We start from the raw sequence: 10,018 nt of genomic DNA, 5'->3' as shown, positions 1-10,018 counted from the left end.
GTTTATCTTCCTTGGTGAACCTTCGTGACCTTTGGTTAGAGGGTTTTTCGTGGACCTGGAAACGATACGCCGCTATTCGATGTCGCTTCCCCACGTCGAAGAAGACGTGAAGTGGGGGCACGACCTCTGCTTCCTCATCGGACGCAAGATGTTCTGCGTCCTGAACCTCGAGCCCGCGCGCCACATCGGAGATAAATCCGTGGTCGCCATCAAGACCACGCCGGAGGAGTTTGCCGAACTGGTCGAGCGCGATGGCGTGATTCCCGCGCCTTACATGGCGCGCAACCATTGGGTCGCGCTCGAAGAGTACTCCGCCATCCCGTGGCGCGAATTGCAGCTACGCATCGCGCAGTCCTACGAGCTGGTGAAAGCCACGCTGCCAAAGAAGCTGCAGGCGGCATTCGGAACGCCCGCGCCGGCTGCGGTGAAGGCGAAGCCCGCGAAGAGACCCGCCAAGCGGCGTTCCTCTGAACGTCGTTCACCGAGGACGAAAGCCCGCCTTTCCAAGCGCAGATAGCTCCGCTACAATCGCTGTTCGCTAGTCACGTCTTTCAATCGCATCTTTCAATCGCAACATGGCCATCAAGCAGTCGGAGGCGATCGTGTTGCGCAGCTATCCGCTGCGCGAGGCCGACCTGTTGGTCACGCTGCTCACGCGGACCGACGGCAAGGTCCGCGGCGTGGCGCGCGCGGCGAAGAAAAGCACGAAGCGTTTTGGCGGGGCGCTCGAGCCGCTCACCTACGTCCGCGCTTACTGGGACGATCGTGAGGGACACGAGCTGGCGCGGCTCGACTCCTGCGAGGTGCTGGAGTCGCCGCTGGCGGATGAGGTGGATTATCCGCGGGCGGTCGCGCTCGGATACGTGGCAGAAGTGCTCGACCAGGTCTTGCCCGATCGCGAGCCCAACGACGCGATGTTCCGGCTGGCGCTGGCCGTGCTCGCAAACCTGCGAGCGGGCGCGATCTGGATGGCGCTCACGTATTTCGATCTTTGGATCGTCCGCCTGATGGGACTGCTGCCCGAGTTGAGCGAGTGTCTCGAGTGCGGTGAGGTGCTGAACGGCAGCCGCGCGTGGTTTCATCCCATGGCCGATGGCTTGATGTGCCAGCAGCACAAGCGGCTGGCCTCGAGCGAGATGCAGCCTGAATCGCGGCGGCTGGCGGCGGAGATGTTTCGCGCGCCCATCGAGAGGTTCGCGGGCAGTCCGTGGCGCAAGCAGCAAGCCATCGACCTGCGCAAGTTCCTGGGGCAGCGCATCGAGCGGCAGTTGGAGAAGAAGTTGGTGACGGCAGCGATGCTGGAGCGGTTGGATTAGGAATCCACCACGGAGACACTGAGGTCACGGAGAAAAGCAAAGCAAGGCTGGCCCTGCGTGTTCTCCGTGCCTCCATGGTGAAAAGGATCTTGTGAAAGACCACGCACTCACATTCCAGGAGCTGGTGCTGAAGCTCGAAAGCTTCTGGGCGGAGCGCGGGTGCGTGCTGCAGCAACCCTACGACCTGGAGGTCGGCGCGGGGACGATGGCGCCGGAGACATTCCTGCGCGTCCTGGGGTCGAAGCCGTATCGCGCGGCGTATGTGCAGCCCTCGCGGCGTCCGGCGGACGGGCGTTACGGTGATAATCCGAATCGACTGTTCAAGCACACCCAGCTCCAGGTCATCCTGAAGCCGCCGCCGGAGGATGTGCAGGAGCTGTATCTCGAATCGCTGCGCGCCCTCGGCATCGACCTGCGCCAGCACGACATCAAGTTCGAAGAAGACAATTGGGAGTCGCCCACGCTGGGCGCGTGGGGCATCGGCTGGCAGGTGATGCTCGACGGCCTCGAGGTCACGCAGTTCACCTACTTCCAGCAGTGCGGCGGCGTGGACCTCGATCCTATCTCCGCCGAACTCACCTACGGACTCGAGCGTCTCGCCGCCTTCCTGCAAGATGTGGATTCCATCTACGACATCGTGTGGGCGCGCGATCCTAACGTCGTGACCTACGGTGACGTGCGACACGCGGAGGAGTTGCAGTTCTCGGTGTACAACTTCGAAATGGCCGACGTGGAGAAGACCTGGGAGCATCTGCGTCTGTACGAGGCCGAGTGCGCGTCGCTGCTCAAGCAGTTCGAGTTCACGCGGCCCTCGAAGGAGCAAGAGGACGCTGCGCGCCGTGAGGAGATGAAGCGCTTTCCTCTGCTGGCGGCGTTCGATCTTTGCCTCAAGTGCTCGCACTTGTTCAACCTGCTGGACGCGCGTGGCGCTATCAGCGTGACCGAGCGCGTGGGCGTGATCGCGCGCATCCGCACGCTCGCTGTCGGGGTAGCGAAGGCATACATCATGCAGCAGAAATCGAGTCCTAGTCTGGAAACAACACTGCCAGATTGGGCTGGTCGCCTTTCACAATGAGGGAAGCCGTTTCAAGGTTTGACGAACATGTCTGATTTTCTCTTAGAGATCGGAACCGAAGAGATCCCGGCGCGGATGATTGCCGCAGCTGAGGCCGAGCTGGCGCGCCGCGTCCAAGACGTGATCCAACGGGAGCGCCTTGGGGGCACGACGGTGGAGACATATTCCACGCCGCGTCGTCTCGCGGTGGTAGTGCATGGTGTCGCGATAAGTCAGGCAGACAGTGGCGAGGTGTTAACCGGGCCGTCGGTAGACATAGCGTACAAGGACGGGCAGCCGACCAAGGCGGCCCTGAGATTTGCTGAGAAGGCTGGCGTGACCGTCCAAGACCTAGGTCGAGCTACCGGTCCGAAAGGCGAGTACGTGACCGCTACGACTCTCCAGAAGGGACGAGGCACGATCGATATCCTCCGTGAAAAATTACCCCCGGAGATAGGGAAAATCTCCTGGCCGAAGGCGATGCGTTGGCGCTCAGGCATCCCGGAGCGGTTCGTCCGGCCGGTACGCTGGATTGTCGCGATGCTGGACGCAGAGGTCGTGCCTATCACCTTTGGTGGCATCACCGCGTGGAACAAGACGCGCGGACACCGCGTCCTCAGCTCCGGCGACATCATCATTGCGCAGCCCACGGCATACGCGGATGCGCTGGCCGGCGCGAAGGTCGTCGCCACGCGCAAGGAGCGCGAGCACCGTATCCGCAAAGCGCTCGACGCCACCACGCACGCCGTGGAAGGACTGCGCTGGCGCGAGGATGCTGCGCTGCTCTCGACCGCGGTCGACCTCACCGAGTTTCCGTCCGTGATCATGGGCAGCTTCGATAAAGAATTCCTCGCGCTTCCGGAAGAAGTGCTGGTCACGGTGATGCGCGACCATCAAAAATATTTCGCGGTGGAATACGCGAAGGAAGACGCGAACGGCAAGCTCGCGCCGCACTTCCTCGCCGTGCTCAACACCGATGGCGATCCGGAGGGGCTCATCCGCCACGGCAACGAGCGCGTGCTGCGCGCGCGCTTCAACGACGCGCGCTTCTTCTGGCAGACCGACCAGAAGACTCCGCTCAACGATCGCGTGGAGATGCTGAAGGCCGTCACCTTCCAGAAAGATCTGGGCAGCTATCACGACAAGGCGAAGCGCGTCTCCGAGCTGGCCAACGAGATCGCCGCTGACCTCGCTGCCGCCGGCTCCAAGCTCGATCGCGACGCGGTGAACGAAGCCGCGTGGCTGGCGAAGACCGACCTCACCACCGAGCTGGTGAAAGAATTCACCGAGCTGCAAGGCAAGGTCGGCGGGCTCTATGCGAAGGCGCAGAAGCATTCGCAGCACGTGGCCGACGCCGTCTACGACCAGTACAAGCCGGAGTCGATGGAGGATGCGGCGCCGCGGACGCTCGAAGGCGCGGCGCTGGCCATCGCCGACAAGGCCGATTCCATCGCCGGGATGTTCGCGCTTGGCAACATCCCCAGCGGGTCGCGAGACCCATTCGCGCTGCGGCGCGCCGCCAACGGCATCGTGAAGACGATCGCCGAACACAAGCTGCCACTCGACCTGAAGCGCCTGTTCCAGACTGCGCTCGCCGGCTACAAGGGTTCGGAGGCGGAGAAGAAGTTCAGGGGACACGACACGCTGGACGCGATATCGGGGTTCATGCGCGAGCGCCTTGAGTTCTACCTGCGCGAAGCGCGCGGCTTTGCCTACGACGCTGTCGCCGCCACACTCGCTGTGGGAGCGGACGACATTGGCGACGCCATTGCGCGCACCGAGGCGGTGGCGAGCGTGCGTCCGTCGGCGGACTTCGAAGCCATCTCCGTCTCGTTCAAGCGGATGAAGAACATCCTGCGCCAGGCGGAAGAAGCAGGAAAGAAGACGGCGCACGCGCTCGATCCGGACGCGCTCAAGGAACCCGCGGAGAAAGCACTGGCGGCGAACGCGCAGGTGAGCGCGCTGCGCGTGGCGAGCCTGAAGGACAAGCAGCAATATGCGCAGGCGATGGCTGAGATATCCAAACTGAGGCCGCCCATCGACGCGTTCTTCGAACAAGTTATGGTCATGGTCGAAGACGAGAACCTGCGTGCCAACCGGCTGGCGCTATTGCAGAAGCTGCTCGACGATTTTTCTACCATCGCGGATTTTTCCGAGATCGTGACCGAGCGTAAGGCCACATAGAATTCGTTTTATAGGAAACCTGGCCGCGCTCGACGGAGGACGGTATGAGTACCGTAGTCGAGACGCCCGGCGCGGAGTCTTCCCACAGTAAGAGTTCCGCCAAGTACGTCTACTTCTTCGGCGCCGGCAAAGCCGACGGCAACGGCAAGATGAAGGCCGAGCTTGGCGGCAAAGGCGCCGGCCTCGCCGAGATGACCAATGCGGGCCTGCCGGTGCCTCCGGGCTTCACCATCCAGACGGAAGCGTGCCGCGAGTTCATGCGCAACGGCTCGACCTCAGCCGACGTGGAGCAGCAGGCCGCGGAGGCGCTCGCGCGGCTCGAAAAACTTCAGGGACAGAAGCTCGGACAGGGCGAGAATCCGCTGCTGGTCAGCGTGCGCTCGGGCGCAAAGTTTTCCATGCCCGGGATGATGGACACCATCCTCAACCTCGGGCTGAACGACGAGAGCGTGCTGGCGCTGGCCAAGCGCTCGAACAATCCGCGCTTTGCTTACGATTCCTACCGGCGCCTCATCCAGATGTTCGGCGCCGTTGTGTTGGAGATCCCAAAGCGGGCGTTCGATGAGGTGTTCGACGCGAAGAAGAAACAGAAGCACGCCAAGCTCGATACCGACCTCGACGCGAAGGCGCTGAAGGAAGTCGCCGAAGAGTTCAAGAAAGTGGTGAAGAAGCACGCCAAGCGCGACTTTCCGCAGGCGCCGCTCGAGCAACTCGCCATGGCGCGCGACGCGGTCTTCAGCTCGTGGCTGAACGACCGCGCCAAGACCTATCGCCGCATCAACAATATCTCCGACGAGTTGGGCACCGCCGTCACCGTGCAGGGCATGGTCTTCGGCAACCTGGGCAACACTTCGGGCACAGGCGTGGGCTTCACCCGCAATCCTTCCAATGGCGCGCGCGAGTTCTACGGCGAGTTCCTGATGAACGCGCAGGGCGAAGACGTGGTCGCCGGCACCCGCACGCCGCTGCACATCTCGGAATTGAAGAAGGCGATGCCGGTCGTCTACGACCTGTTGCGTGAGATCACTTCGCGCCTCGAGCAGCACTACAAAGACATGCAGGACTTTGAATTCACCATCCAGGATTCGAAGCTCTACATGCTGCAGACGCGCAACGGCAAGCGCACCGGCCGCGCTGCCGCGCGGGTAGCTATCGACATGGTGAACGAAGACCTGATCACGCGGGAAGAGGCCATCTTTCGCGTCGATCCCAACCAGCTCTACGACTTCCTCGTTCCCAAGGTCGACGAGAAGCTCAGCCACCTCGACGTGCTGACCATCGGACTGCCCGCATCGCCAGGCGCCGCCGTGGGCCAGATCGTCTTCACCGCGGACGATGCAGTGGAGAAGGCCGGGCCCAACAAGAAGAATCCCGTGATCCTGGTACGCAGCGAGACCACGCCGGAGGATATCCACGGCATGGAGGTTGCGGTCGGCATCCTCACCTCGCGCGGCGGCATGACGAGCCACGCTGCCGTGGTGACGCGCGGTATGGGCAAGTGTTGCGTCGCCGGCGCCGGCGAGTTGGGTGTGGACGACAAAGCGAAAGAAATGCGCGTGAAGGGCCGCGTGTTCAAAGCCGGCGACTGGATCTCGCTCGACGGCACCACCGGCCGCGTGATCGCCGGCAAAGTCCGGCTGATCGAGGCCTCGGCAGACGACGACGACCTGCAGACCATCATGAAGTGGGCAGAGCCGTTCCGCCGCATGCGGGTGCGCGCCAATGCGGACATCCCGCGCGACGCCATCAAGGCGCGCAGCTTTGGCGCCGAGGGCATCGGCCTGTGCCGCACCGAGCACATGTTCTTCGAGACCGATCGCATCGCGCACATGCGCGCCATGATCATGGCGTACACCGAGAAAGAGCGCCGCGTGGCGCTGCGCAAGCTGCTACCCATGCAGCGCGAGGATTTTGCCGGCGTCTTCCGCGCCATGGACGGATTCCCGGTCACCATCCGCCTGCTCGATCCGCCGCTGCACGAGTTCCTGCCGCGCCGCGAGGAACTCATGGTCGAGGTCGCCAAGCTCGAGCTCACCAAACCGAAATCCCCGAAGCTGAAAGAGTTGAAGGCGGTGTTGAAGCGGGTGGAAGAGCTGCACGAGATCAATCCCATGCTCGGGCATCGCGGGTGCCGGCTGGGCGTAACGTATCCGGAGATCTCCGAGATGCAGACGCGCGCTATCTTCGAGGCCGCGGTGCAGGTGGCGAAAGAAGGCGTGAAGGTCGCGCCTGAGGTCATGGTGCCGCTGGTCTCCACGGTGAAAGAGATGCAGGACCAGGCAGCGATCATCCGGCGCGTGGCGGAAGAGGTCTTCCGCGAGAAGGAGCGCCGCGTGGATTACATGGTCGGCACGATGATCGAGCTGCCGCGCGCCGCGATGTGCGCGGAAGAGATCGCCGCCGAAGCCGAGTTCTTCAGCTTCGGCACCAACGACCTGACACAGACCACGTTCGGATTCTCGCGCGACGACATCAACAAGTTCCTGCCCGTCTACCTCGCGAATGGGATCCTGAAGCAGGATCCGTTCGCCGTCCTCGACCAGGAGGGCGTGGGCAAGCTGGTGCAACGCGCCACCGTCGGCGGACGCAAGACGCGCGAGAAGCTCAAGGTCGGCATCTGCGGCGAGCATGGCGGCGAACCGTCGTCGGTGGAGTTCTGCCACCACATCGGGCTGGACTACGTCTCTTGTTCGCCGTATCGCGTGCTGACGGCGCGCCTGGCCGCGGCGCAGGCAGCGGCGCGGGAGAAACTGGGACTGGAAGGCGGCGCGACGAAGTAGCTACTGGACCTTCTGCAGGCGGGCAATCAATTTCTGCACGATGGTCTCTTCCGATTCCGACCACAGCAGCCGGCTCGCGAGCTGGCAGTTCTTCTCCACCGCCAGGGTGAAGGCGATCAGCTTGGCCACGTTCACGCGCACGCGCGCTTCGAGGTCCGGCGTGTACTGTTCGTCTTCGTGCAGGAAGGCGGTATCGAGCCCGAAGTCTACCCGAATGTGTCCTTCTTCTTCATGCGCGCCACCGTGGAACTCGGTGCCGTTCACCAGGAAGGTCACTGCCATCGGCTGATCGTTCCAGTGGGCTTCAGGATCGTCAGGATCGGCCTCACCGCGGGGCGTCCACAGGTCCCACCAGGCCTCGAGGATCCAGCCATAGTCGGGCTGGGCAAACTCGCGCAGCACTTCGAGCGCGGCCGCCGGCGCGACGCCCGGCTTGAAGCGCTCCTCGAAGACCACCGCCTCATTCCACGCGATGCCGTGCGCTTCCACGTGCGTAATGCCGGGACGTTGCGACGAGAAAGCGAACTGTTCGAGCACGCAACGCGTGCGCGCGAGCATGTCTTCCGGCTGGAAGCGCGGGAACCAGAGGCTGAGATAAAGGGAATCGGCCATCGCTTATTCGCTCGTAGCGATTGTAAATCGTAGGGGTGTAAATCTTGGGAGCGGCGCCACGCAGGCATTGAAAATCCCGCAGAAAATGGTATGGTTTGCGGGACCTTTTCAGGAAAAAACTATGGCTTCCAAAGTCCGCAAGGAAGGGACCGCCGCCATCCTCGAGTTAGACGGAAAACTCTCGCTCGGCGCCGCAGTCGATGACTTCCGCAGCAAGTGGACAGACGCGCTCGCCGGCGGCGCGAAGGACATCGTGGTGAACCTGGCGGCGGTGCCGATGGTGGATTCTTCCGGCATCGGGAGCCTGATCCGCTGCCATTCGGCGGTCAACGCGGCGGGCGGCAAGCTGAAGATCGTGGCCGCCACGAAAACCGTGCTGCAGGCTTTCAAGGTGACGCGCCTCGACCGCGTGCTCGAGATCCATGCCGACGAGAAGAGCGCCTTGGCTTCGCTCTAAAGACTCGCTCTAGGGATTCGCTCTCGCGCCTTCGCTCTAGGGATTCGCACCTGACGCTTTGCGCTGACGCTTTCACGCTTCTAATGCTTGCAGCTGGCCATCAAGGTCAGCGAGCGCCTGTTCCAGCATCTGGCGATACCGCGGGTTGGTGGCCGCCGCCAGGTCATGCTCGACCTTCTTGCGGATCAGCCCCAATTCCTCGCGCCGGCGGCGGACGGCGAGCTGCTCGGGCGTGAGCTGTCCCACCGGATTGCCGCTCTCCGCGATGGCTTCCTCTTGCTGCGCTTCGACGGATTTACTTTCCCAGCCGCGGGCCATATCCGCAGTATAGGCCGGGAAGCGTCGCGTTTTGACACTCCGGAATCGCCGCTGTTACCATCAAGTGTTCGTCCAGCGCTTGCGGATGAAGCTGTTCGTCCTGCCTTCAGTTGCCGAAAAGCGTCCCCATCGTCTAGCCCGGCCTAGGACATCGCCCTTTCACGGCGGTAACGCGGGTTCGAATCCCGCTGGGGACGCCATCATTGATTCTTGGGCAGCTAACTCGGCTAACTCACTAAAGACAGAGGCGGCTGCCACGGTTCCAAGTGTCTTCGCACTCGTGAGCGTTAAACCAGCCGGGAAGTAGAGCTTTTGCAACCGCTGCTTGTTTGCGAGTGCCGCTCGACTCCAAAGGCCCGATGGGTTGGTAAGGACTCGCTCGGCGAACGCCACCACAGCCTCTAGGTCTAGCTCCTCGGTGGTCGCCTCGGCTATACACGATTCCTGCTCCGCAATCTGGAAATCCAAGCTGTCATTAGCTTTCTCGTAGTCGGCCTGTTTCACACGGCCATCCAGCATTGCATCCAGCAGCTTGTTCTTCTTGTCCCGCAAGACGGTGATTTGGGTTTGGGATCGGCGCACCTTCTCCGCAGAGTCTCCCTGTTGCCGCCGCCAAGTGTCAGTCACGATACGTCGAAACAGTTGCAGATAAACGCTATCGAGTTGTAGCCGTTCCAACAGTGATATGAACTGGCTCTCGGTCTGCTCTCGTCTCACAGTCGTGCAGCCCTTCGGGCAGCGGTAGTACGGGTACTTTGCGCTCCTTCCCGAACTCCAAGCACCAGTAATGGAAGCCCCGCAGCTCTCGCACTTGAGAAAGACGCGGAGTGGGAAATCTGGATTGTTCCTCTTGTAGGGCGTAACGGCAGGTCTCTTGCCGCTCAGAACCTGCTGTACGCGGTCGAAGACCTCTTGCGGAACGATTGGCGGGAAGTTGCCCTTGTACGTCTCCTTCCACTTCCGTGCGTATACCCAACCTGCGTAGATAGGGTTTCGCAGCCACATGGTGAACGTCTGCAAGGCAATGGGCTTGCCGCTTCGTGAACGCAGCCCTTTCTGGTGCGCCGAAGTGAGGACTTGGTTCTGCGTATAACTACCAGTCGCATATTGTTCAAATGCCTCGCGGATTATTTCTGCCCGGTGGGGATCGTGGGTTAGCGTAGACTCTCCGCTTGCGTCCAAAACATTTAAGTAGCCCGCTGGTGCTCTCCAAGTGAACTTGCCATCTGCGATGGCAGCCTTCATCGCATTGAGGGTATTCTCGCCTCTTAGGTCGTTATCAAACTGATTGAATACG

The 10,018-nt window shown here is 62.1% G+C and carries 8 protein-coding genes and 1 tRNA gene; 7 read left to right on the top strand and 2 right to left on the bottom strand.

Going from position 1 to position 10,018, the window contains the following annotated elements; all coding sequences use genetic code 11:
* Positions 1-31 precede the first annotated feature (31 nt).
* The 5 genes from M3P27_05475 (at position 32) to ppdK (ending at position 7,334) form a co-directional block, all read left to right on the top strand.
* Positions 32-517: an MmcQ/YjbR family DNA-binding protein gene (locus tag M3P27_05475; protein MDP9267760.1), complete on the top strand. Its 486-nt coding sequence runs from the start codon at positions 32-34 to the stop codon at positions 515-517.
* Between the two features lie 58 nt (positions 518-575).
* A complete protein-coding gene (gene recO / locus M3P27_05470; protein ID MDP9267759.1) occupies positions 576-1,316 on the top strand; it encodes a DNA repair protein RecO in 741 nt (246 codons plus the stop codon).
* A gap of 91 nt (positions 1,317-1,407) precedes the next feature.
* Complete coding sequence (locus M3P27_05465) at positions 1,408-2,391, top strand: glycine--tRNA ligase subunit alpha (GenBank protein MDP9267758.1); 984 nt, start codon at positions 1,408-1,410, stop codon at positions 2,389-2,391.
* 27 nt (positions 2,392-2,418) lie between these two features.
* Positions 2,419-4,554, top strand: coding sequence for a glycine--tRNA ligase subunit beta (gene glyS / locus M3P27_05460; protein ID MDP9267757.1), 2,136 nt, complete (start codon positions 2,419-2,421; stop codon positions 4,552-4,554).
* 149 nt (positions 4,555-4,703) lie between these two features.
* Positions 4,704-7,334: a pyruvate, phosphate dikinase gene (ppdK, locus tag M3P27_05455; protein MDP9267756.1), complete on the top strand. Its 2,631-nt coding sequence runs from the start codon at positions 4,704-4,706 to the stop codon at positions 7,332-7,334.
* Here ppdK and M3P27_05450 read toward each other — a convergent pair whose 3' ends face one another.
* Positions 7,335-7,946, bottom strand: a complete 612-nt coding sequence (locus M3P27_05450) for a hypothetical protein (GenBank protein ID MDP9267755.1) — start codon at positions 7,944-7,946, stop codon at positions 7,335-7,337. It abuts the gene before it with no gap.
* A gap of 121 nt (positions 7,947-8,067) precedes the next feature.
* Between M3P27_05450 and M3P27_05445 the strand changes: the two genes are divergently transcribed.
* Complete coding sequence (locus tag M3P27_05445) at positions 8,068-8,403, top strand: STAS domain-containing protein (GenBank protein MDP9267754.1); 336 nt, start codon at positions 8,068-8,070, stop codon at positions 8,401-8,403.
* A gap of 72 nt (positions 8,404-8,475) precedes the next feature.
* On the opposite strand, the gene M3P27_05440 is transcribed toward M3P27_05445, so the two are convergent.
* Positions 8,476-8,721 carry a hypothetical protein gene (locus M3P27_05440; GenBank protein MDP9267753.1) on the bottom strand — a complete coding sequence of 82 codons (246 nt, stop codon included), beginning with the start codon at positions 8,719-8,721 and terminating at the stop codon, positions 8,476-8,478.
* Positions 8,722-8,843: 122 nt separating this feature from the next.
* Here M3P27_05440 and M3P27_05435 point away from each other — a divergent pair.
* Positions 8,844-8,921, top strand: a tRNA-Glu gene (locus M3P27_05435).
* The last annotated feature ends 1,097 nt before the right edge of the window (positions 8,922-10,018 follow it).

The sequence above is a fragment of the Acidobacteriota bacterium genome, from assembly GCA_030774055.1.
In the GTDB taxonomy this organism is placed as follows: Bacteria; Acidobacteriota; Terriglobia; order Terriglobales; family Acidobacteriaceae; genus JACPNR01.
This window is presented reverse-complemented; position numbering and strand designations above follow the sequence as displayed.